Raw genomic sequence first — 19,979 nt, forward strand, 5'->3', positions numbered from 1 at the left:
GGGCGCTAGCGCGCCGACCTGCGAAGAACCAGCTTGTTGTAGACGTCGATCGTGCCTGGGTAGAGGTAGCGCCCCGTTGCGACGACGTAGGTGATGCCGCCCGTGAAGGACTTCCAGAACACCTCATCGAGAGGAGCGTTGCCCACCAGGTCGCGGGTCTCCTGTATTCCTATCGTACCCCGTCGCAGCGGCTCGATGCCATCGGCGACGAAGACGACCATGTCGAGCGGGCTCATGTCGGCGTCCGCGGTCGTGTGGCGCTCGATCGCGCGGAACACCTCGGCAGGAAGCTCCGGGTAGAGGGCGGGCAGCTCGCGGGCCGCGACGATACCGTGCAGGAGCGGCTCGACGAGCTCGAAGTCGACGCCGAGGTCGACGCCGAGGTCGCGGGCGCGGCCGATGAGCTCGCCTGCGGGCACGACCTTGTCCCAGTCGTGGAGGATGCCGCTGACGCGCGCGAGGAAGGGGTCGACGCCGTAGGTTACGGCGAGCGACTCGGCCGTGGTCGCGACGGAGAGCGAGTGCGCGAGGCGGCGGGGGTTGACGGCGGCCATTCGCGCGTCGAGGTCGCGCTCGAGCCTGCGGATGAGGGCGAGCTGACCCTCGGTGTAGAGGCTCTTCTCGTCCGGCGAGGCGGGCGGGAGGTCGGGTGCGGTCGTGGGATCTGACGTGGGGTCTGACATGCGGTTCTGGTGCCTTTCGGGATCTAGCAGCCGTGCTGGAGCGAGTAGAGGTGGTGCTTGTGGATGTAGCCGACCACGGTGCCGGGCGTGAGGTAGCGCAGGCTCTGGCCCGCGCCGACGCGCTGGCGCAGGTAGCTCGAGGAGATGGCGAGCGCCGGGACCTCGAGGTAGGTGACGTCGAAGTCGAAGGGCGACTCGTCGACGATACGACGGGCGTGGCTGAGGTCGTAGCCAGGGCGCGTGGCGCCGACGAGGTGCGCGAGGCGGGCGATCTTGTCGGCGTCGCGCCAGGTCACGATCTCGGCGATGGCGTCGGCACCCGTGATGAAGTAGATCTCGACGTTGTCGGGGTAGATGGCGCTGAGGCGCTCGAGGGTGTCGGCCGTGTAGGTGATGCCGTCGCGATCGACCTCGAAGCGGCTCGCGAGGAAGTGCGGGTTGTCGGAGGTCGCCAAAAGCGTCATCGCATAGCGGTCCTCCCCCGCCGTCACGCCGCGGTCCTGCTTGAAGGCGGGACGGCCCGCGGGCATGAACACGACGACGTCGAGGTCGAGGTCGTCGAAGGCCTGCTCGGCCGCGACGAGGTGGCCGTTGTGGATGGGGTCGAAGGTGCCGCCCATGATGCCGAGGCGGTAGGTTCGCGCGGGGTCCGAGCCGAGGAAGGGCAGGTCGGCCCTCTCGACGACCTCCTCGGCCATGCGCTCGATCTCGTCCTCACCCAGAGCCATGCTTCCTCCCTAGAACACGAGCAGCTCGTCGCGGTGGATGGCGGGGGTGCCCGCCTTCTCCGGCATGAAGCGCTCGATGACGTCGAGCGAGAGGCCGCGGACGCGGACCATCTCATCGGCCGAGTAGCGCGAGACGCCGCGCCCGAGCAGGTTGCCCTCGGCGTCGAGGACGCTCACGACGTCGCCTGACGCGAAGGTGCCCTCGACCTCGGTGACGCCGACGGGCAGGACCGAGGCGCCTCCCTCGACGACGGCGCGGCGGGCGCCCGCATCGAGGGTGAGCGAGCCGCGGGCCATCTCGGCGAGGCCGATCCAGAGCTTGCGGGCGCTCTCGTGCGGGGCGTCGGCGGTGGGCTCGAAGCGCGTGCCGATGTGCTCGCCGTGCACGGCGTCGACGAAGGAGCCCTCGAGGCGGCCGCGGCAGATGGTGGTGGGGATGCCGGCGACCATGGTCGCGCGGGCGGCGCGGACCTTCGACGCCATGCCGCCGGTGCCGACGGCAGACGACGAGCCTCCTGCCATGGCCGCGAGCTCGGGCGTGATCCTCTCGACGAGCTCGACGAGCTGGGCGTCGGGGTCGGTCGCGGGATTGGCCGTGAAGAGGCCGTCCACGTCGGAGAGGATCACGTAGCGGTCGGCGTTGAGCATCGTCGCGACGATGGCGCCGAGCATGTCGTTGTCGCCGAAGTTCATCTCGGCGACGGAGATGGTGTCGTTCTCGTTGATGACCGGGATCGCGCCGAGCTCGATGAGCCGGCCGAGGGTGTTGCGGGCGTTGAGGTAGCCCTCGCGGTCGGTGAGGTCGCGACGCGTGAGGAGGACCTGGCCGCAGGGGATGTCGAAGCGGGCGAGCAGGTCGGCGTAGACCTCGGTGAGGGCGGCCTGGCCGGCGGCCGCGCAGGCCTGGCGGCCGGGCGTGTCGCCGGGGCGCTCGGTCAGGCCGAGGCGCTCCATGCCGGCGGCGACCGCGCCCGATGAGACGATCACGACGTGGTAGCCGTCCTCGTGCAGGCGGGCCGCCTGCTCGCAGAGCGAACCGATGAACGCACGGTCGGGACGACCCGCGTCGTCGACGAGGGTCGTGGAGCCGATCTTGACGACGACAACGCCGGGGGCGTCGAACACACCTTCCACGGCTACTCCTCCCCCGTCGCGTCGGCATCGGTCTCGTCGGCGTCGGCGTCGTCGACGTCGTCGGGCACGACCTCGATGGACTCGGCCTCGACCATGCGGGCGAAGTCCTCGTCGAGCTCCTCGACGTCGTCCTCGCGCTCGTCGCCGCCCTCGTAGGTGAAGGCGAATCCGAGGATGCGGACCTCGTCGCCCTGGCAGCAGCCCTCGGCGGCGAGCTTGTTGTCGAGCCCGAGGCGGGCAAAGCGATGCTGCAGGTAGGCGACGGCCTCGTCGTTGTCCCAGTCGGTCTGGACGACCATGCGCTCGATGGCGCCGCCGGAGACGCGCCAGACGCCCTTCTCCTCGCGGGTGATGGTGATGGAACGGTCGCGCAGCTTACGCCTGTGCTCGAGCTCGAGCGAGGGGTCCTCGAGGTTGTCGGGGACGATGATCTCGCTGCGCAGGCCCCTGACCTGGCGGGCCGTCTCGAGGACGAGCTCGTCGAGGCCGGCGCCCGTGAAGGCCGACACCTGGAAGAAGGGGTGGCCGTCGCGCTCGGCGGCGGCGCGCAGGCGCTCGATGTCATCCTCGAGGTCGGGCATGTCGCACTTGTTGGCCACGACGATCTGCGGGCGCTCGGCAAGCTCGGACGCATAGGCCGCGAGCTCGGCGTTGATCTTCTCGTAGTCGTCGACGGGATCGCGTCCCTCGAAGCCGCCGGTCATGTCGACTACGTGCAGGATGAGGGCCGTGCGCTCGATGTGGCGCAGGAACTCGTGGCCGAGGCCCTTGCCCTCGCTCGCGCCCTCGATGAGGCCGGGGACGTCGGCGACGACGAAGCTCTCGCCCGAGGCGGCGCGCACCATGCCGAGGTTGGGGACGAGCGTGGTGAAGGGGTAGTCGGCGATCTTGGGGCGCGCCGCGGAGAGGCGCGCGATCAGCGAGCTCTTGCCCACCGACGGCATGCCCACGAGGGCGGCGTCGGCCATGATCTTCATCTCGAGCTCGATCCAGTGGTCGATGGCGGGCTCGCCCTTCTCGGCGAAGGCGGGAGCTCGGCGCACGGACGTGACGAAGTGGATGTTGCCCTTGCCGCCCACGCCTCCGGGCGCCACGATGACGCGCTGGCCAGGCTGGGTGAGGTCGGCGATCTGGAAGGCGGGCTCCATGGTTTCGGGGTCGAGCTCGCGCACGACGGTGCCGAGGGGCACCTTGAGCACCATGTCGTTGCCGTCGCGACCGTGGCGGCGGGCGCCCTGGCCGTGCGTGCCGCGCTCGGCCTTGAAGTGGTGCTTGAAGCGGTAGTCGATCAGCGACGAGAGCTGGGGGTCGCACTCGAGCACGACATTGCCGCCCCTGCCGCCGTCGCCGCCGTCAGGCCCTCCCTTGGGCACATGCGCCTCGCGGCGGAACGACATGCAGCCTGCGCCGCCGTCGCCGCCCTTGACGTTGATGCGACAGAGATCTGTGAAGGTGTTGGTGGGCACGTTGGTCCTCCTTTAGTGCCTCTACATAGCCTTGTCATCGTAAAACAAATGACCGACTCATGCTGGGACGGGTGCCAAGGTCGCTCCTAGAACGCCGCCCCAAGCACAATAACCACAAGGCACAGGCCGAGAAGAGCCACGTCCCTGGCCCGCATCGGGTAGCGCTTGTATGAGGAGTCGCGCCCGCGGAGGTAGAACCCGCGCTGCTCGGCCGCGAGGGCCGTCGCGTCGGCTCGCCCCACCGCGCCGATGAGCATCGGCGCGACGAGGGGGACCGTCAGACGCAGGCGCCTGACGGGGTTCGGCGAGTCCACCTCGAGGCCGCGGGCCGTCTGGGCCTCGACGATGCGGGCCATCTCCTGCGCGAGGATCGGCACGAAGCGCAGGGCGCAGGTGATCGCGAACGCGTATCGATACGGCAGGTGGAGCACCTCGACCGCGGCGTTGGTGAGGTCGGACATGCGGGTCACGGACAGCATGAGGACGAGCGGCATGGCGAAGGCGACGAGGCGGAGCGCCACGTGCGCGCCGAGGTCGAGCCCGCGGTCGGTCACCCAGAGGATGACCGGCTCGCCCGAGCGGACGATGGCGGTCTGCACGATAAGCATCAGGGCCGCAAGCACCGCAAGGGCGCGCACGAGTGCGAGGGCGCGACCGCCCACCCCGGCATAGACGGCGCCGAGAAGGACGACGGCGATGATCGCGAGCAGCGTCGGAATGTGCGCGGCGAGCGACGTGGCCACGCAGAGTGAGGCGGCAAGCGCGAGCTTGGCCACGGGGTTCGCACGGTGCAGGACCGTGCTGCCCTGGGAGTATTCGAAGAGGCCGACCACTAGCGCACCATCCCCTCTGCCACCCGCGCGAGCTCGCGCGGGTCCGACACGCCGGAAAATGCCTCGAACCCGGCCTGGGCGAGGCGACCCGCGACGTCGGCCACCTGGGGCGCGGCGACGCGAGCGCGAGCCAGGAGGTCCGAGCGCGAGAAGACCTCGCCCGCGGCGCCGTCGGCCAGCACGCGCCCCTCGGCCATGACGACCAGACGCGTCGCGAAGTCGGACACGACCTCCATGTCGTGGCAGACCATGACGACGGCGCAACCTCCCTGCCTCGCCTCGTCCACGGCGCCCATGACCGTCTTACGCTCGCGGGCGTCGAGCCCGCTCGTCGGCTCGTCGAGCACGAGCAGGCGCGGCTCGCGGGCCATGGCCGAGGCGAGGGCGACGACCTGCCGCCGGCCGCGAGGGAGCGCGAAGGGCGCGGCCTCGGCCGGGAGGCCGAGGCGCTCGACGGCACCACGCGCACGCTCTCGCGCCTCTGTCGGATCGACCCCCTGCAGGACGAGGCCGAAGGTGACCTCGTCGAGGACGGTCTGGCGGCAGATCTGGTGGTCGGGGTTCTGGAAGAGGGTCGAGACGTGGCGGGCGACCTCGCTCGCACGGGCGCGGCGCACATCGAGCCCGCAGACCGTGACCTCGCCCGACGTGGGCCTGAGCAGCCCCGCGACGAGCTTGGTGAGCGTGGTCTTGCCCGCGCCGTTCTCCCCCACCACGGCGACGATCTCGCCGGGACGGACGTCGAGGTCGACGGAGCTCACGGCGACGCGGCCGCGCTCATAGCCGTACGAGACGTCCCGGAGGCGGAGCACGGGCTCCCCCGTGACGGGCGGGCATGGCGCCTTGCCGGCGCGACCCCGCGAGGCACGCATGGGCGCGGCGGGGCCGGCAGCGACGGCGCAAGGAAGCGCCTCGAGCAGGCCCGCGACGGCCTCGTCCACCGTGAGGAAGCTCTTCTCGGCGGGAAACGCGCCCGCCTGGGAGAGAAGGTCGGAGACGAGCGTCACGCGGGGGCGGTCGACGCCGGCCTCGCGCAGGGCACCCCTTCGCGCGAAGACGGAGCGCGGCGAGCCGTCGAGGACGACGTGGCCGCCGTCGAGGACGACCACGCGGTCCGAGAACTCGGCAAGAAGGGCGGCCTTCTGCTCGACGACGATGACCGTGATGCCGGAGTCGTTGAGGTCGCGCAGGGTCTGGAAGACCATGCGCGAGGACGCGGGGTCCAGGGCCGCCGTCGGCTCGTCGAGCACGAGCACCTTGGGGCGAAGCGCCAGGATCGCGGCGATGGCGACCTTCTGCTTCTGGCCGCCCGAGAGCGTGGCGATGTCGCGCGAGCGAAGGTCCGCGATGCCGCAGGCGTCGAGGGCCCAGGCGAGGCGCGCCTCGACCTGGTCGCGCGGGACGCCGAAGTTCTCGAGCCCGAAGAGGAGCTCGTCCTCGACGCCCGCGGCGACCATCTGGGAGTCGATGTCCTGCAGGACCGACCCCACGACGCGCGAGACGTCGGTGAGGCCGACCTCGCAGGTGTCCATGCCGTCGACGGTGGCGGTGCCGCGGAAGGTGCCGGCGAAGTGGTGAGGCGCGGCACCCGAGACGACCGAGCAGAGCGTGGACTTGCCAGCACCCGAGGGGCCGATAACGCCGACGAAGGAGCCGGGCTCCACGGAGAGACTGACGTCACGCAGGGCGAACGTGGGCTCGCCCTCGTAGCAGAAGCTGACGTGGTCGAGCGAGACGACGGGCCCCGCCTCGGCGCCGGCCTGGTGACTGGGCTCGGGCTCGGTGTAGGCGAGTGGCACCACAGCGGTCTCGCACTCGGCACGTCGGCTCTTCTCGGCCACGCGCGTGGGAAGCGTAATGGACACGGTCACGACTCCTTCCGGCGTTGCGCTAGCGCCTGACGGCCTTCTTGAGGGGCAGGTAGAGCGCCTGCACGACGACGCCGTTGAAGGCGGCCGTGCCGAAGACGATGGGCAGCATCGCGAGGATGGCGAGCGCGTCGGCCTTGAGGAAGACCGTAGTCGCCAGCGACGCGAAGATGAGGCCGGAGACTGCCGTGGTGGCGAAGGCGCCGACGAAGGGAATGACTCCCCTGGGGCCGCGCTCGCCCGTCATGATGACGATGGTCGCCATCAGGACCGACGCGGGAAGGTCGCAGACGTACTCGAGGCCGGGGATGGACGTCGTGAGCTGGATGACGGTCGCCGCAAGAAGGCCGATGACGGCGGCCTGGGCGCGCGTCGGGCGGAGCAGCAGGATCGCGAGGCAGTACGAGGAGATGACGAACTCGGGCTGGATGCCGGTGATCGCGAGCGCCTTGCCGACGGTCAGGTTGAGGATGAAGCCGGCGGCGAGCAGGATCGCGACGAGGACGAGGGCGCCGACGTCGAGGCCGGCGGCCTTGGTGGTGGTGACGGTGCGGGTCTGCGTAGTTTCGGACATGGGTTCCTCCTGGTGACTTCGAATGCGACGGATGGACCTGGGACATAGACACAAAAAAGACGACCCCCGACCAACTCGGGAGTCGCCTTGGCTTTTGTCTATGCGGCAGCGATCGGCTCAGAGTTGACCGAGGGAAGGAAGTCCATGCCACCACCAGTTCTGGCGCGCGCGTGCGAGCATGTTCTTCACCTCCCCTTCCTCTGGTCGATTGCCGTTGCGCGGAAATCTACCAGAGACACCGGGCACGGTCCCCGCCGCCGAAGGATGCGAAATCACACCGAAACAATGGGCACGCAAAAAAAGAGAGCCTCCCCTGCTGGGAAGGCTCTCGAACACGCTATATGCCTTGAACTAGGCGGTGCGCACGTGCACGTAGTGCTTGGCGCCCTTGGTGAACTCGACGGTGCCGTCGGCGAGGGCGAACAGGGTGTCGTCCTTGCCGCGACCGACGTTCTCGCCGGGGGTGATGTGCGTGCCGCGCTGGCGGACGATGATCTGCCCGGTCTTCACGGCCTGGCCGCCGAAGATCTTGGTGCCGAGGCGCTGGGCGTTGGAGTCACGGCCGTTACGGGAGGATCCGAGGCCTTTCTTGTGAGCCATTGTCTTACCTGCCTATCTACTCAAAGTGAAAAACTACTCGGACGCCTTGGCCGACTCGTCCTTGGTGGAGGCAGCCTTGGAGGCGGAGGTCCTGGTGGTGGGCATAGAGGTGACCTTAATCTTGGTCAGCATCTGGCGGTGGCCCTTGGTGCGGTGGTAGCGCTTGCGCTTCTTGAGCTTGAAGACGAGAACCTTCTCGCCCTTGAACTGCTCGACGACCTCGCAGGTGACCTTCTTCTTAGCGAGCGTGGCAGCGTCAACGACAGTCTTCTTGCCGTCATTCAGCATGAGGACGTCAAGCTTGACCTTGTCGCCAGGCTGCGCGTCGAGCTTCTCGACGTCGAGGACGTCGCCCTTGGCAACCTTATACTGCTTGCCACCAGTGGTAACGATTGCGTACATTTGGTAACCCTTCATTACTGGTTTTAGTGCAACAGCAACACATCTTACTAGCCATGACCTGCCTAGTCAACGAAAAAAGATAGTTCACAGGCACATCACGCCTTGCCTAGGATAGCGGCCTTTCTGGCCGAGGGTGCCCAGCTACAGGGCATTCACGAGATGCCCATCATCGGCCTCGTGCCACTGGCCCACGCGCGCGACGCGAAGCGCGGGCGCGCCAGCCTCGGCCTCTGAGGCGCCCATGCGGGCGAAGGCGGCGTCGAGCAGCACCTGCGGGCGCAGAGCGCCGGCGTTCGACGAGCGGGTCTCGAGGGACATCACCTGGCGGCCGTCGACCTCGTCGAGGGTCCAGCCCACGAGCGCGCTCGAGAGGTCGATGTGCTTGGGCTTGTCGCCGCGCAGGTACTCGAGGTCGCCCTCGCCGCGAAGCTCGGCGAGGACCTGGTCGAGGGCCGCGGCATCGACGTCGCGGCCGAGGAACTCGACGCGCCAGAGGGCGCGGGTCAGCCAGGCCTCGAGGGCGGGCAGGCTGCGGTCGACGTAGGCGGCGTCCTGGGGTGCGAGCGCGGCGGGCGTCGCGGCCACGAGCATCTCCAGGGCCCTGGACGCCTCGATCTTCTCGGTGAGCATGAGATCGAAGTACTCGCACTCCGAGGAGGCGCCGACGGGCAGGGCCTGCGAGAATTGCAGGCGCATGCGGCGGGCGAAGCCGTTGCCGACGGCGAAGGGCACGCCCGAGCGGCGGATCGAGCGGTTGTGCGTGTTGATGACCTCGAGGTGGCCGAGGAACGCCAGGCGGCCGTCCTTCTTATAGCGGACGCGCAGGCGCGGCTGGGGACTAGCTTGCTGCATGGCGCTCACCCGCAATCAGGTTCTCGACGCCGAGCGTGGGGCAGACGCCGCAGCCCGCGCAGGTCTCCATGGTGCAGTCGGCCGTGGTCATGCCCTGGGCGGCGCGGCGCCACTCCCGCTTGAGGAAGCCCTTGGAGACGGCAGGCGAGGTGTGCTCCCACGGCAGGCGCGCGTCGAGGTCGAAGGACTCGGCGGCGATGTCCTCGAGGTCGAGGCCGACCTCGCGGGCCGCCTCGACCCAGCGCTCGAAGGAGAACTGGTCGGTCCAGGCGTCGAAGCGGCAGCCACGCCTCCAGGCGGCCATCACGAGGCGCAGGCCGGCGCGGCCCATCTTGGAGAGGGCGGCCTCGACGAGAGAGACCTCGGCGTCGTGGTAGGAGATGCGGATCGCGCGGTCAGGGCAGGAGTGCAAAAGCAGCTGCTGGCGGCGGCGGACCTCCTCGAGCGGGAGCTGGCCGGCCCACTGGAAGGGCGTGTGGGCCTTGGGCACGAAGACGGCGACCGAGATGGAGACCGAGACGCCGCTCTTGGGGCCCTTGCCGACGACGTCGCGGCCGATCTCGAGGACGCGGTCTGCGACCTGGTTGATCTGGACGATGTCGTCGTCGGTCTCGGTGGGCAGGCCCATCATGAAGTAGAGCTTCATGCGGCGCCAGCCGTTCTCGAAGGCGTTGCGGGCGGCGAGGTCGATGTTCTCCTCGGTCACGTTCTTGTTGATGACGTCGCGCAGGCGCTGGCTGCCGGCCTCGGGGGCGAAGGTGAGGCCGCCCTTCTTGGCGCCGCCGACCTCGGCCGCCATCTCGACGCCGAAGGAGTCGAGGCGCTGCGAGGGGATGGAGACGCGCACGCCGCGCTCGCGGGCGTCGGCGTTGAGCTGGTGCAGGATCTGCGCGCACTGGGAGTGGTCGGTGGTGGAGAGGCTCGTGAGGGAGACCTCGTCGTGGCCGGTGATCGCGAGGCCCTCGCGGCATGCATCGACCACCTGGTCGAAGGGGCGCTCGCGCACGGGGCGGTAGCTCATGCCGGCCTGGCAGAAGCGGCAGCCGCGGGCGCAGCCGCGCAGGACCTCGATTGCGAGGCGGTCCTGGACGACGCCCATGTACGGGACGATGGTCTGCGGGAGCGGGTCGGACTGGGAGAGGTCGGCGTAGCTGCGCTTGAGGACGACCTCGGGCGCGGGCGTGTCCGGAAGCGGGCGGGCGTAGCCCCAGCGCGTTGACGTCTCGTCGACGACGACCTCATAGAGGGAGGGGACGTAGACGCCGGGAATGCGCGCGAGGGAGCGGAGAAGCTCTTCTCGGCTGAGGCCGGCGGCACGACCGTCGCGCACGCAGGCGCACATGTCGACGATGCCCTCCTCCCCGTCGCCGAGCAGGACGGCGTCGAAGAGCTCGGCGACCGGCTCGCAGTTCCAGACCGAGGGGCCGCCCGCGATCACGATGGGGTCGTCCTCGTCGCGGTCGGCCGCGAGCAGGGCGATACCGGCGAGGTCGAGCGACTCGAGGATGTTGGTGCAGGCCATCTCGTGGGCGAGCGTGAAGCCGACGACGTCGAAGGACGCGACGGGCGCGGAGCACTCGAGCGAGAGCAGGGGCACGTCGCGCTCGCGGATGAGGTCGGCCATGTCGACCCAGGGCAGGTAGCCGCGCTCGCAGCTCATGCCCGGCTGCGCGTTGAGCGTGCGGTAGAGGATGGCGAGGCCCATGTTGGGCAGGCCGACCTCGTAGACGTCGGGGTACATGAGGCAGACGTGGAAGGGTCCGGACTGGTCGGTCTCGGCGCCCCACTCGTGGTCGAGGTAGCGCGAGGGCTTCTCTACGAGCGGCAGCAGGGGCTCGATGAGGTCGTAGCGGTCCTCTCGGGGAAGTCTCATTGCTGCTGGCCAATCGTGAGGTAGTCGTCTGCGGGCTGGGATGCAGGAAGGGCGGATGCGGCCTCGACGACCTGCGCCGCGGGCTCGGTCGCGGCCGGGGCGGGGCGCGCCTCTCCCCTGGCGACGCGCGCGACGTCGGCGGCCGAGCGCGAGAGCTGGGTGATCGTGTCGCGGACGCGCTCGACGCCCTGGCGGGGGCTGGGCGCGTCGGGGTTGAAGCGAAGCGAGAGCGCCTGCCCGGTGGCGACGGTGCCTGCGTAGCCGACGGCGCCCTTGAGCAGCCAGCCGACGCCCGGCACGAGCCCGACGAGGGTGCGGGCGACGTAGCGGTAGAGCAGGCCGACGCCGAAGACGCCGCCGATGTCGGCCAGGCGCTCGACCGAGATGGGCTGACCGTGGCAGGCGGCGATGTCGAGCGCGAGGCGGATCTGGTTCACGCACATGATCGGGAAGTCGGCGCCCGGGATGATCTGCACGGCGCCGACCGCGGCGTTCTCGAGGGCGCACGAGCCTACGACCTCGCTCACGGCGGCCTTGCGGCAGAAGGGGAAGTTCGCGGCGAGGGCTATTCTCTTCTCGGCGGCGGCACCCACGATCCAGGTGGCGATGCGCGACGCGAGGGCGTCGGCCGAGGCGACGGAGATGACGTCGATGAGGGCGGCCACGGTCTCGGGGAGCTGGGGGCGACGCACGTCAAGCGAGCTCTCGACGACGAGCGCGACCGGGCAGCCGCAGCGCGCGACCTCCTCGGCGATTGCCTGGGAGCCCGCGGCGTCGGCACCCGCGAGCACGACGGCCGCGTCGAAGCGACGCGAGGCGACCAGCGCGCGGTCGAGCCCTCCGACGCGAACGACCGAGGTGCCGAGCTCGGGCACGAAGGCGTGCTTGAGGGCGAGGGCGCGCTCGGGCGCCGCGGTGGGGTCGACGAGCAGGAGCACGGCGACCTCTGCGGTGCGCTGGCTCTCGCTCGCGCGCCCGGCGCTCACGACGCTTGCCACGTCTCCCAAGGAGACCCTTCTCTTACGTGCCATACGACTCCCCTGCCCGATGCCCCGGCGCGGCTAGCCCGCCTTGGGCCTGTGATTCCATACAGACTGTACCATGCCCACCGCCGTCATTTGCGCCAGCATCGAGGACGAGCCGAAGCTGACGAACGGCAGCGGGATGCCCGTGATGGGCATGATGCCGATGCACATGCCGACGTTCTGCAGCAGCTGGAACGACCACATGGTGGCCACGCCCACCAGCACGAGCTTGCCGAAGGGCGCCTCGATCCTCTGGGCGAGGGCGACGGTGGTGAAGATGAGCACGCCGAAGAGGCCGAGCAGCACGACGCTGCCAAGGAAGCCGAACTCCTCGGCGAGAAGAGCGAAGACGAAGTCGGTGTGTGCCTCGGGAAGGAAGCCGCTCGCGGCCTGGGTGGCGTTGCCGAACCCCTTGCCGATCAGGCCGCCCGAGCCGACGGCGATCTTGGCCTGCTGGAGGTTGTAGCCGTCGCCGGTGGGGTCGACCGAGGGGTCCATGAAGACGATGAGTCGGTTGAGCTGGTACTGCTTGAGCAGGTGCGGCATGCCCTCGGTCATGGAGGTCGTGACGATGAGGGCGGCGCCCACCACGATGAACGAGATCGTGATGATGACCCAGAGGCGCTTGGCTCCCGAGCAGATGATGATCGCCGCGCCGGTCACGAGGATGATGAGGCCGGTGCCGAGGTCGGGCTGGGTCATGATCAGCACGAACGGCACGAGGAGCATGCCGCAGAGCTTGGCGTAGTCGGCGAGCGACTCGATCTTGCCGTTGTACTCGGCGCCGAGCGACGCCATGAGGTAGATGGTGACGAGCTTCGCGATCTCGGAGGGTTGGAAGGTCATGCCGATGATCGGGATCTTGATCCAGCCGGTCATGCCGAGCGCGTTGTGCGAGAGGCCCGGCACGCTGGGCAGGAGCATGAGGACGCAGTCGACGACGAGCAGCACCTTCGACATGTTCGCGAGTGCGCGGTAGTCGTAGCGCCAGATGAGGAACCCTCCCACGGCACCCATGGCGACGCCCATGAGGTGACGCGGGAACGACGCCTCGGGGATGGTGAGCGAGGCCGAGTAGATGACGACGGTCCCGTAGATGACGAGCAGGATCGCAGGCAGGAGCTGCGGCCACCAGATGGGACCGCGCGACAGGTTGCGCGAGCTGGCGCGCGGCGCGCGCTGCCCGGCGATGTGGCTGTAGAAGGCCGAGAAGGAGCCGAGTCCGCCCTCCCCCACCTTCGCCTGCGCGGATGTTGAGTGCTTTGCCACTGCTCCCCCTTACTGCGAGCCCGAGGCCGTCGCGGTCGAGTCGTCGGGCTCGTTGTAGATGGCGCCCAGGATGTCGCGGACCACGAGCATGGCGCCCTCGCTGCCGAAGCCGCCGTTCTCTACGACGGAGGCGACGACGTACTTCGGGTTGTCTGCCGGCGCGTAGGCGATGAACCAGCCGGTCGGGTCGTCGTGCGAGGTCTCCGCCGAACCGGTCTTGCCGGCGACCTGGACGCTGAGGTTGGTGAAGTGCGAGGCCTGCTCGGCGGACTCGCGGTAGATGACGCCGGAGAGGCCCTTGTGGACGATGTCGACGTACTCGTCCTTCTCCTTGACGGAGCGAAGGACCGAGTTCTTGTACTCGACGACGGCGCCGCCGCCGAGCGAGGACTTGACGCCCTTGAGCAGGTGCGGCCTCCAGACCTCACCGTTGTTCGCGAGGCCGGAGTAGACGCAGAGCATCTGCAGCGGGGTGACGAGGAGGTCGCCCTGACCGATCGCGAGGTTGGTGAGGTCGCCGCCCTGCCAGGAGCGCGCCTGGTCGTCGGAGCTCGTGAAGTAGTTCCACTTCCACTTCGCGTCGGGAACGCGACCCGACGCCTCCGAGGGAAGGTCGATCCCCTCGGACGAGCCAAGGCCCCACTTGCGGTACGTGTCCTGCAGGCCGTCCTGCCGGCTCGAGTAGTAGAAGCCCTTGCCGATCTCGTAGAAGACGACGTCGCAGGAGAAGGTGATGCCGTTCTCGAGGTCGATGTGGCCGTGGCCGTTGTGGTCCCAGCAGTACTGGCCGAAGCCCTCGCCGAACCCGGTCCAGTAGCCGGCGCAGTCGTAGGCGGAGTCGACGTTGGCGATGCCGTAGTTGAGAGCCGCGAAGGTCGAGAGCGGCTTGATCGTCGAGGCGGAGGGGTACTGGCCGGAGACCGCCCTGTTGATGAGCGGGTTCCAGCTGCCCTCGCTCGAGAGGTTCTGCCAGTCGTCGTAGGAGACGCCGCCCACGAAGACGCTCGGCGAGTAGGTGGGCGCGCTCGCCATGGCGATGATCTCGCCGTTGGTGACGTCCATCGCGATCGCGGCGCCGCCATAGCACTCCCCCTTGCCCGAGTCGCGCAGGCGCTGGATGTGCCCGTTGAGGGAGTCCTCGGCCGCCTTCTGGATCGCCGAGTCGATCGTGAGCACGATGTCCGAGCCGCTCTGCGCCTCGACCGAGCTCGAGTAGCTCAGCACGTTGCCGTCGGCGTCGACGTAGACGGTCTGCTCGCCCTTGACGCCCTGCAGCACGCTCTCGTACTGCATCTCGATGCCCGCCTGACCGACGATGTCGCCGGACTCGTAGGTGATCTTGTCCTCCGCCTCGTCCTCGTTCTCGAGCTGGTCGGAGTTGACCGTGCCGACGTAGCCCAGCACGTGCGAGGCGAGGTTGCCCTGCGGGTAGTTGCGCTGCGTGCGCTCCTCGACGCTCACGTCGGAGAACACGTAGGGGTGCTCGCCGATGTAGGCCACCACGCGCCTGGAAACGTCGACGGCGACGGTGCGCATGCTCTGCGCCGACTCGGTCGAGCTCGACACCTTGCGCTTGACGGCCATCTCGGGCATGCCGATGAGGTTCGCGAGCACCTTGAGCTCGACGGCGTCCTCGGCCACGTCGGGCTTTGCGACGACGGTGAGGCTCGGGCGGTTGTTGACGAGCTCCTTGCCGTTGCGGTCGAGGATGCGGCCGCGGGGCGCGCCGACGGAGATCTTGCGCGTGCGGTTCGACTCGGCCTGGTTGCTGTAGTCGTTCGACGAGATCAGCTGCATCGACCAGAGGCGGGCGAGGAGGACGACGATGATCGAGCCCGCGAACACGTCGAGGCCGAGCAGGCGCGACTTGAAGCCGCCCTCGGTCGACATGTCCGAGCCGCCGGCCGCCGTGGGCGCCGAGCCGCCGATGTCGAACTTGAAGCGCGACTCGCCACGGCCCACCAGCAGGAAGGCGATGACGAGGGCCGCAAGCAGGACCGCGAGTACGATGATGATGGCGACGATGGGACTCATGCCTTACGCCCCCTATACCCCGCCAATGTTGTACTTGCCGGAGTGCTTGGGACGAGAAGAGCCAATGCCTCCGCCGAGGCTCGAGTTGGAGCCCGCGCGCGAGATGAGGTAGGCGAAGGGCAAAAACGCCAGTACGCTCAGGAGCGCGCTCGGGAGCGAGCGGAGGAAGAGCACGTCGACGAAGTCGGTCGCCTGTCCGACGAGGAACATCGTGAGGTTGTGCAGCAGGCACACCGCGACCGCGGCGATGACGTAGACGATCATCGAGCCGGAGAAGTCCTCCGCGAGGCGGTTCCTGACCTCGATGCCCATGAAGTACGACGCGACGGTGAGCAGGAGCGACATGACGCCCATCGGGCCGGTGCCGAGAAGGTCGAACACGAGGCCCGCGACGAAGCCGCAGATGACGCCGATGCGTCCGCCTCGCGTGAGGGCGACGATGCCGGCGAAGACGAGGGCGAAGTTGATGTGGCCGTTGCCCAGGGCCAGGTTGGGGGCGACGGCAAGCTGCAGCACGAGGCAGACGACCGCCAGGATGGCGACGTCACGACGGTTCTTGTTGGTGTCCTTTACCTGCATGCTCCCCTCCTATCCCTGGTTCTGGCCGGACTCGTTCGAGGCGGCGCCGTCGCTGTTGGTCGCCTGCGACTGCTGCGCGTCGGCAGAGCCCGAGGAGCCCTGGTTGTCGGCGGACTGGATGTCCTCAGAGGTCGCGTGCTGCCCCTCGGTGAGCGAGGTGATGACGAGGACCTCCTCGAAGCTCTCCGTCTTGGAGAGCGGGGTGACGACGATGTCGTAGTAGAGCGCGCCGGGGTTCTTGCTGACGCTCGCGACGGTGCCGAGCGGAAGCCCCTTGGGGAAGACGCCGCCGAGGCCGCTCGTGACGACCGTGTCTCCGACCGAGACGGTCTGGTCGGTGCCGATCAGCGTGAGGCGGAGCGTCCCGTCGGCAGATCCGCGGAGCATGCCCTGGGCCCTGCTCGACTGCACCATCGCGGAGACCGAGGAGTTCTCGTCCGAGATGAGGCGCACCGTGGAGCTCGCGGGGCCGCACTCGATGATCTGGCCGATGGCGCCGTTGGAGTCGGAGACCGGCATGCCGACGGCGAGGCTCGAGGTCGTGCCCTTGTCGATCGTGACGGTGTCGCTCCACGAGTCGGTCGAGGCGGAGATGATGCGCGCCGCGGTCGACTGGAGGCTGTAGGTGCTCTGCAGCGCCAGGAGGTTCTGGAGTCGCGTCGCGGTCTGCTCGGCCTCCTGGAGCTCGGAGTTCTTGGCCTTGAGCTGCTCGTTCTCGGCCTTGAGCTCGGAGAGCGTCCCCTGGTCGGCCGTCAGGTTGGCGAACACGTTGCCAAGGCCCTGCAGGGGCGCCGTGACGGCGGCCCCGACGAAGCGGACCGGCATGACGATGGTCGAGACCACGCCGCGGACGACGGAAAAGGGACCCGTCCCCGTGTCGCGCGCACTGGCCGTGAAGAGGACCAGCGAGAGGACGACGAAGATGATGGCGATGCGTCCGCCAGAGCTTGCGTTGTTCCTGCGGAAGCCCGAGTTGTTCGAGCTGCCAGCACTCAGCGTAGGCATGGCGCCTCGCTAGTTCGCGCTCTGAACGAAACCGCCCGAGAGGGCATTCGCCTCGAGGACCTTCGCGCAGCCGTTGACGACGTTCTCGAGAGCCGTGGGGCTCACGTTGACGGGAACGCCTGTCTCCTCGCGGAGCCTCTGGTCGAGGCCACGAAGGAGTCCGCCGCCGCCGGTCAGGAGGACGCCGTAGTACATGAGGTCGCTGGCGAGGTCGGGAGGCGTGACGTCGAGGGCGTCCTTCACGGCCTTGGTGACGAGGTCGAGCGGGGCGTCGAGCGCGCGCCTGATCTCCTCGGACTCGATCCTGACGCTCTTCGGCAGGCCGCTCATGACGTCGCGGCCGTTGACCTCGACGTCGAGCTCCTCGGCGAGGGGCGCGGCGGAGCCGACCTTGATCTTGATGTCCTCAGCGGTCCTCTCGCCGATGGAGAGGTTGTAGGCGTCGCGCACGTGCTCGAGGATCGTCTGGTCGAACTCGTCGCCCGCGGTGCGGATGGACTGCGAGACGACGATGCCACCCATTGCGATGACGGCGACCTCGGTGGTGCCGCCTCCGATGTCGACGACCATGGAACCCGTCGGGTCCTCGATGGGCAGGTCGGCGCCGATGGCAGCTGCCATGGGCTCCTCGATGAGGTACGCCTGGCGCGCGCCGGCGGAGATGGTGGCCTCGAAGACCGCCCTCTTCTCGACGGAGGTCACGCCCGAGGGGACGCAGACGACGACGCGGGGGCGCGGCGACCACGGGTAGCGGCTCGTGCCGCGCGCCTTCTCGATGAAGTAGCGGAGCATGACCTCGGTGACGTCGAAGTCGGCAATGACGCCGTCCTTGAGGGGACGCTCTGCGATGATGCTGCCCGGCGTGCGGCCGATCATGCGCTTGGCGTCGGCACCGACCGCCAGCACGCGATCCTCGCTCTTGTCGATGGCGACGACGGAGGGCTCGTTCAGCACGATGCCGCGACCGCGGGCCGCGACGAGGGTGTTCGCGGTGCCGAGGTCGATGGCGAGATCGCTGTCGTTTTCGCCTAAGAGAGAGTCAAGAATTGACATTTCTTCCAATCCCTACGTGGTGGGGGGCGCGGCGCGCCCGGGCGTGGTGTTCTCTACTGTCCGTTGGAAATGGTACCCGAAGTGGTGCTCGAGGAGCTCGTGCTTGAGGAGCCGTCGGACACCTTGGCCTGCCCCTCCTGGGAGGAGTAGATCGCGGTGACCTTGCTGACCTTCCAGCCGATGCCGCTGCGAACCATCTCGATCTCGTAGGACTGCTCGCCGCCCGCGGAGAGCGTGGCCTTGGCGAGGACCTTCGAGGACGACATGGAGCGGTCGATGCCCTCGACGGAGACGCTCGAGGCGTTGGCGGGAAGCACGCTCTCGATCTGCTGGCGGGCGTCGTTGGAGACGGAGCTGTCGAGGTAGCTCGCCACGTCGCCGTGGGAGGAACCCTGGCCGAAGAGGCCCTGGACGACGCTCTCCTGCGTGGGCCAGCCGTAGCCCTGGAAGTAGGCGAAGCCACCGACGCCGACGAGGGCGATCAGGAGGACGAGGATGACGATGAGGACCTTGGCGCCGCCGCGCTTCTTCTTGCGACGGACCTTGCGCTCGCGCTTGTCCTGGGCAACGATGTCCTCCTCCTTGATGGAGAAGAAGCCAGTGTCCTCGGGAGAGGGCATGAACTCGCCGGTGGAGCCCGTGGGGTCGAGCGGGTCGATGGCGCCGGTGCCGTAGCCGGCGGCCTTCAGGAAGGCGTCGGTCTCGGAGGGGCCGTCGCCGGAGATGGCGGAGATGGCCTTGCGCGCGGCGTCGTAGGCGGCCTGGGCCTCGGGGGTGAGGGTCAGGTTGCCGTCGGCCGTGGCGTGGTTGAAGGCGTCGACGGCCTCCCCCATGCGGTTGGCCGCCACGTAGGCGAGGCCGAGGTCCGCGAAGATCACGTTCTGGTCGGCCAGGGGCGTCGAGAAGTCGAGGGCGGTGCGGTACGCCTCGACGGCGTCGACGGCGCGGCCCATCTGCATGAAGCAGCCGCCGAGGTTGCGAAGGGCGCTCGAGGGGTCGGGGTTCGACTCGTCGATGGCGGCGTTGCGGTAGGCGACGCCAGCCTCGCGGACGTTGCCGATACGCGTGTAGGCCTTGCCGAGGGCAACGTGGGCCTTGTACGGCGTCGGGTAGTCGGGGTCCTGGGTCGCCAGGTTGAGGGCGGCGATGGCCTCCTGAGGCTTGTTGGCGGCGAGAAGGGCGCGGCCCCTGTTGCAGGCGAGGGCGCCCGCGTGGCCGTAAGAGGAGTCAGCGGCGGCCTCGCCGTAGGCGACGGCGGCCTCGTCGAAGCGGCCGAGCTTCATGAGGCAGTTTCCGAGGAGATGGTCGATCTCACCGGAGACCTCGCCGGGGAACTTCGCCTGCGAGAGTTGAGCGACGGCCTGAAGGAAGTCGCCCTGCTTGTATGCGGCCTTGCCAGCCTCGTATGCCTGCTGATTCATGTCTCTCCTCGGTAGTGGGTGTGTCTCGCCTCTAGGCGTTCACGATCCTGATGGACTCGATCACGTCGCCCGCGCGCAGCTCCTTCTCGACGTCGAGGCCCTCGATCGTGGTGCCGAAGACCGTGTAGCCCGAGTCGAGCATGTGCTGCGGGCCGAGGCAGAAGTAGAACTGCGACCCGGCGGAGTCGGGATCCTGGGAGCGCGCCATGGCGAGAGCGCCATCGACGTGCTTGTTGTTGGGGTTGGTGGTGTACTCCTGGCGGATGCGGTAGCCGGGGCCGCCCGTGCCGGGCATGCCGAAGGGGCCGGTGGCGCCGGAGGCGACCTGCTCGGGAGTCATGTCGCGCGTGTTGGGGCAGCCGCCCTGGATGACGAAGCCCGGGACGTAGCGGTGGAACTTGAGGTCGTCGTAGAAGCCGGCGGACGCGAGCTCGCAGAAGTTGGCGACGTGGATGGGCGCGCCCTCTCCGTCGAGAGCGACGCGGATCGTGCCCTTGCTCGTCTCGATGACGGCGACCTCGTTGCCCTTGAGCTCGTACTCGGGCGTGTGGAGCGGATCGGTGAAGAAGCCCATTTCCTC

General features: G+C 68.8%; 19 protein-coding genes. All 19 read right to left on the reverse strand.

Annotation, left to right across the window (positions count from 1 at the left end):
* Nucleotides 1-5 precede the first annotated feature (5 nt).
* A complete protein-coding gene (gene yqeK, locus M5D76_RS06530; RefSeq protein WP_248922582.1) occupies nt 6-683 on the reverse strand; it encodes a bis(5'-nucleosyl)-tetraphosphatase (symmetrical) YqeK in 678 nt (225 codons plus the stop codon).
* Nucleotides 684-706: 23 nt separating this feature from the next.
* A complete protein-coding gene (nadD, locus tag M5D76_RS06535; protein ID WP_248922583.1) occupies nt 707-1,411 on the reverse strand; it encodes a nicotinate-nucleotide adenylyltransferase in 705 nt (234 codons plus the stop codon).
* Between the two features lie 9 nt (nt 1,412-1,420).
* Nucleotides 1,421-2,545, reverse strand: coding sequence for a glutamate 5-kinase (gene proB / locus M5D76_RS06540; protein ID WP_248922584.1), 1,125 nt, complete (start codon nt 2,543-2,545; stop codon nt 1,421-1,423).
* A 2-nt stretch (nt 2,546-2,547) separates the two neighbouring features.
* Complete coding sequence (gene obgE / locus M5D76_RS06545; RefSeq protein ID WP_346348404.1) at nt 2,548-4,011, reverse strand: GTPase ObgE; 1,464 nt, start codon at nt 4,009-4,011, stop codon at nt 2,548-2,550.
* 86 nt (nt 4,012-4,097) lie between these two features.
* Nucleotides 4,098-4,844: an energy-coupling factor transporter transmembrane component T family protein gene (locus M5D76_RS06550; RefSeq protein ID WP_248922585.1), complete on the reverse strand. Its 747-nt coding sequence runs from the start codon at nt 4,842-4,844 to the stop codon at nt 4,098-4,100.
* Nucleotides 4,844-6,709, reverse strand: coding sequence for an ABC transporter ATP-binding protein (locus M5D76_RS06555; protein WP_248922586.1), 1,866 nt, complete (start codon nt 6,707-6,709; stop codon nt 4,844-4,846). Before M5D76_RS06555 ends, M5D76_RS06550 begins: the two co-directional genes overlap by 1 nt.
* A 25-nt stretch (nt 6,710-6,734) precedes the next feature.
* On the reverse strand, nt 6,735-7,286 hold the full coding sequence (locus tag M5D76_RS06560; RefSeq protein WP_248922587.1) for a hypothetical protein: 552 nt from the start codon (nt 7,284-7,286) through the stop codon (nt 6,735-6,737).
* Between the two features lie 351 nt (nt 7,287-7,637).
* The gene (gene rpmA / locus M5D76_RS06565) at nt 7,638-7,886 is read right to left on the reverse strand and encodes a 50S ribosomal protein L27 (protein ID WP_248922588.1); all 249 of its coding nucleotides are present in this window, start codon (nt 7,884-7,886) and stop codon (nt 7,638-7,640) included.
* Nucleotides 7,887-7,919: 33 nt separating this feature from the next.
* Nucleotides 7,920-8,288: a 50S ribosomal protein L21 gene (rplU, locus tag M5D76_RS06570; RefSeq protein WP_248922589.1), complete on the reverse strand. Its 369-nt coding sequence runs from the start codon at nt 8,286-8,288 to the stop codon at nt 7,920-7,922.
* 141 nt (nt 8,289-8,429) lie between these two features.
* Nucleotides 8,430-9,140 (reverse strand): TIGR03936 family radical SAM-associated protein, encoded by a 711-nt coding sequence (locus M5D76_RS06575; protein WP_248922590.1) that lies wholly within the window; start codon nt 9,138-9,140, stop codon nt 8,430-8,432.
* Nucleotides 9,127-11,013 (reverse strand): TIGR03960 family B12-binding radical SAM protein, encoded by a 1,887-nt coding sequence (locus M5D76_RS06580; protein ID WP_248922591.1) that lies wholly within the window; start codon nt 11,011-11,013, stop codon nt 9,127-9,129. Before M5D76_RS06580 ends, M5D76_RS06575 begins: the two co-directional genes overlap by 14 nt.
* Nucleotides 11,010-12,044: a hypothetical protein gene (locus tag M5D76_RS06585; RefSeq protein ID WP_248922592.1), complete on the reverse strand. Its 1,035-nt coding sequence runs from the start codon at nt 12,042-12,044 to the stop codon at nt 11,010-11,012. The genes M5D76_RS06580 and M5D76_RS06585 overlap by 4 nt, the downstream gene beginning before the upstream one ends.
* A gap of 30 nt (nt 12,045-12,074) precedes the next feature.
* Nucleotides 12,075-13,229 (reverse strand): FtsW/RodA/SpoVE family cell cycle protein, encoded by a 1,155-nt coding sequence (locus M5D76_RS06590; protein WP_346348412.1) that lies wholly within the window; start codon nt 13,227-13,229, stop codon nt 12,075-12,077.
* A gap of 87 nt (nt 13,230-13,316) precedes the next feature.
* Entirely contained in the window at nt 13,317-15,341 is a 2,025-nt protein-coding gene (gene mrdA, locus M5D76_RS06595; RefSeq protein ID WP_248922594.1) for a penicillin-binding protein 2, read from the reverse strand.
* Between the two features lie 12 nt (nt 15,342-15,353).
* Complete coding sequence (mreD, locus tag M5D76_RS06600; RefSeq protein ID WP_248922595.1) at nt 15,354-15,920, reverse strand: rod shape-determining protein MreD; 567 nt, start codon at nt 15,918-15,920, stop codon at nt 15,354-15,356.
* Nucleotides 15,921-15,929: 9 nt separating this feature from the next.
* Nucleotides 15,930-16,925, reverse strand: coding sequence for a rod shape-determining protein MreC (gene mreC, locus M5D76_RS06605; protein ID WP_248922596.1), 996 nt, complete (start codon nt 16,923-16,925; stop codon nt 15,930-15,932).
* A gap of 9 nt (nt 16,926-16,934) precedes the next feature.
* Nucleotides 16,935-17,978, reverse strand: coding sequence for a rod shape-determining protein (mreB, locus tag M5D76_RS06610; protein ID WP_248922597.1), 1,044 nt, complete (start codon nt 17,976-17,978; stop codon nt 16,935-16,937).
* Between the two features lie 53 nt (nt 17,979-18,031).
* Nucleotides 18,032-19,399, reverse strand: coding sequence for a tetratricopeptide repeat protein (locus M5D76_RS06615; RefSeq protein ID WP_248922598.1), 1,368 nt, complete (start codon nt 19,397-19,399; stop codon nt 18,032-18,034).
* A 31-nt stretch (nt 19,400-19,430) separates the two neighbouring features.
* Nucleotides 19,431-19,973, reverse strand: coding sequence for a peptidylprolyl isomerase (locus tag M5D76_RS06620; RefSeq protein ID WP_248922599.1), 543 nt, complete (start codon nt 19,971-19,973; stop codon nt 19,431-19,433).
* Between the last annotated feature and the right edge of the window lie 6 nt (nt 19,974-19,979).

The organism is Olsenella intestinalis, assembly GCF_023276655.1.
Lineage (GTDB): Bacteria > Actinomycetota > Coriobacteriia > Coriobacteriales > Atopobiaceae > Olsenella_J > Olsenella_J intestinalis.

What these genes read in the sequence shown, in the direction of transcription:
- yqeK (WP_248922582.1), bottom strand. Translation starts at nt 683, where the DNA reads ATGTCAGACCCCACGTCAGATCCCACGACCGCACCCGACCTCCCGCCC.
- nadD (WP_248922583.1), bottom strand. Translation starts at nt 1,411, where the DNA reads ATGGCTCTGGGTGAGGACGAGATCGAGCGCATGGCCGAGGAGGTCGTC.
- M5D76_RS06560 (WP_248922587.1), bottom strand. Translation starts at nt 7,286, where the DNA reads ATGTCCGAAACTACGCAGACCCGCACCGTCACCACCACCAAGGCCGCC.
- rpmA (WP_248922588.1), bottom strand. Translation starts at nt 7,886, where the DNA reads ATGGCTCACAAGAAAGGCCTCGGATCCTCCCGTAACGGCCGTGACTCC.
- rplU (WP_248922589.1), bottom strand. Translation starts at nt 8,288, where the DNA reads ATGTACGCAATCGTTACCACTGGTGGCAAGCAGTATAAGGTTGCCAAG.
- M5D76_RS06575 (WP_248922590.1), bottom strand. Translation starts at nt 9,140, where the DNA reads ATGCAGCAAGCTAGTCCCCAGCCGCGCCTGCGCGTCCGCTATAAGAAG.
- M5D76_RS06580 (WP_248922591.1), bottom strand. Translation starts at nt 11,013, where the DNA reads ATGAGACTTCCCCGAGAGGACCGCTACGACCTCATCGAGCCCCTGCTG.
- M5D76_RS06585 (WP_248922592.1), bottom strand. Translation starts at nt 12,044, where the DNA reads ATGGCACGTAAGAGAAGGGTCTCCTTGGGAGACGTGGCAAGCGTCGTG.
- mrdA (WP_248922594.1), bottom strand. Translation starts at nt 15,341, where the DNA reads ATGAGTCCCATCGTCGCCATCATCATCGTACTCGCGGTCCTGCTTGCG.
- mreD (WP_248922595.1), bottom strand. Translation starts at nt 15,920, where the DNA reads ATGCAGGTAAAGGACACCAACAAGAACCGTCGTGACGTCGCCATCCTG.
- mreC (WP_248922596.1), bottom strand. Translation starts at nt 16,925, where the DNA reads ATGCCTACGCTGAGTGCTGGCAGCTCGAACAACTCGGGCTTCCGCAGG.
- mreB (WP_248922597.1), bottom strand. Translation starts at nt 17,978, where the DNA reads ATGTCAATTCTTGACTCTCTCTTAGGCGAAAACGACAGCGATCTCGCC.
- M5D76_RS06615 (WP_248922598.1), bottom strand. Translation starts at nt 19,399, where the DNA reads ATGAATCAGCAGGCATACGAGGCTGGCAAGGCCGCATACAAGCAGGGC.
- M5D76_RS06620 (WP_248922599.1), bottom strand. Translation starts at nt 19,973, where the DNA reads ATGGGCTTCTTCACCGATCCGCTCCACACGCCCGAGTACGAGCTCAAG.